Origin of the sequence: Fusobacterium sp. DD2 (assembly GCF_018205345.1) — a bacterium.
Taxonomy (GTDB): domain Bacteria; phylum Fusobacteriota; class Fusobacteriia; order Fusobacteriales; family Fusobacteriaceae; genus Fusobacterium_A.
This window is the reverse complement of sequence record NZ_JADRHM010000115.1, coordinates 1-1,840: the sequence shown is the minus strand read 5'-3', so window position 1 is coordinate 1,840 and position 1,840 is coordinate 1. Positions and strand designations below refer to the sequence as shown.

Genomic DNA, 1,840 nt, shown 5'->3' with positions numbered 1-1,840 from the left:
GATTAACTCCTACAAAATACAGGAATCAATCCTTATTAGTCAATAATTAAAATATGTGTCTAAGAAAATGGGTTCGCTACACAACAACCTCTTAATAATCTATCTTTTCCCCTATCCCACCCATTTATCAGCTGATATCTGGTAGTTAATAATAAAGTGTAACATTGCACATGTAACAGTGTGAGGACATATGTAAATACCTACAAGGTTCGGCCCGCCTCCGAAGGACACGTACAATTATGGATTTCATTACATTCTCTAATGAACGAGGTGATATCCACTCTGACAAATTATCCTTATATAGATTATTTTATAATTTTATAACTATTCCACTACTCCATAAGGTCAGTAGTCCAGTTAAGTCCCTGAATCTTAGTATCCAGCTCTCTATACTCTTTTGAAAGTCTGTCTATCTCTTTTTGATATTTAGCTACATCTATAGTTGCAAGGATTTTAATCTCATTATTTGAGTATCTGTCCACTCTTGAACTTGCAGCTGACAGAAAATCGCGTTTTATCCTTATCTCAGTTCCCATTACATCTCTTTGTGCAATTAGATCTGTTAAAGTCTCATTTCCAACTTTTGTATTTGAGTTAGTTCTGTTTATAGCCTTTATAAGTCTTGCTAACTCTTTTAAATTGGCATCAAGTTCTTTTAATAGAGAAGTAGGATTTTCACTGGGCTTATCCCCTTCCTGTACCTTAGAATTTGCAACAAGTCTCTCTTTCAATTGGCTATTTCTTATTTGAATATCCGCTCTCAAATTAAGTGCTTCAGCAAGTTTCATCAAAATCCCCCCTGATAATAACTATTAATATCTATCATCCATAACATTTAAAGATGCTATTCCATTTAGATTAAGGTCTGCAAAACAGCTCTTTTTATCTTTACAGTTTATAAGCTTATAATATGCAGCCTCAGCTATCATTGCAGCATTATCTGTACAAAGTACCATTGATGGATAGCATACTTTTATTCCAAGTTTTTCTGCTTCTGCAGTTAGTTGACTTCTTAATAGTGAGTTAGCAGCAACTCCACCTGCAAGGATTATAGTTTTTACATTTTTTTCCTTAGCAGCTTTTATTGTCTTCTTACATAGAATATCTACAACTGTTCCTAAAAAAGATGCAGCAAGGTCTTCCTTTACAAACTCCTCTTTTTTCATATTCATCTTATTTACAAAGTTTATTACTGCTGTTTTTATTCCTGAAAAGCTGAATTCATACTCTCCAACTTTTGGTTCAGTTATCTGTAGGAAATTTCTATCTCCTTTGTAGTACATCTTGTCTATTACAGGACCTCCAGGGTATCCAATTCCCAGTACTCTTGCAACTTTATCACAGCTCTCTCCCACTGCGTCATCAAGAGTTCCTCCCATATTGGTAAAGTTATGATTTTCATCCATATACAGTATATTTGTATGTCCTCCAGATACCACAAGTGATATACATGGAAGTTCAATATCATGCTCTAAGAAGTTAGCATACATATGACCTTTTATATGGTGTACAGGTATTATAGGTATATTGTGAGCATATGAAAGCCCTTTTGCAAAAGATACACCTACAAGAAGTGCTCCAATAAGTCCAGGTGCATAGGTAACTGCTATATAATCAACATCGTCCATTGTTATTTTTGCTTCAGCTAATGCTTCATCAAGTATTGCTGCTATATTTTTAACATGCTGACGTGAGGCTATTTCTGGTACAACCCCTCCGTACTCTTTATGTATCGCTATTTGCGAAGATATCTTGTTAGATAGAACTTCTTTTCCATCTTTTAGGACAGCTATGGAAGTTTCATCACAAGAACTTTCTATTCCTAATATTATCATAAACT

General features: G+C 34.5%; 2 protein-coding genes. Both read right to left on the bottom strand.

Annotated elements, in window-relative coordinates:
• Positions 1 to 332 precede the first annotated feature (332 nt).
• Positions 333 to 788 carry a DIP1984 family protein gene (locus IX290_RS11310; protein WP_211493296.1) on the bottom strand — a complete coding sequence of 152 codons (456 nt, stop codon included), beginning with the start codon at positions 786 to 788 and terminating at the stop codon, positions 333 to 335.
• Between the two features lie 24 nt (positions 789 to 812).
• Positions 813 to 1,835 carry a tRNA (adenosine(37)-N6)-threonylcarbamoyltransferase complex transferase subunit TsaD gene (gene tsaD / locus IX290_RS11305; RefSeq protein ID WP_211493297.1) on the bottom strand — a complete coding sequence of 341 codons (1,023 nt, stop codon included), beginning with the start codon at positions 1,833 to 1,835 and terminating at the stop codon, positions 813 to 815.
• Positions 1,836 to 1,840 lie beyond the last annotated feature (5 nt).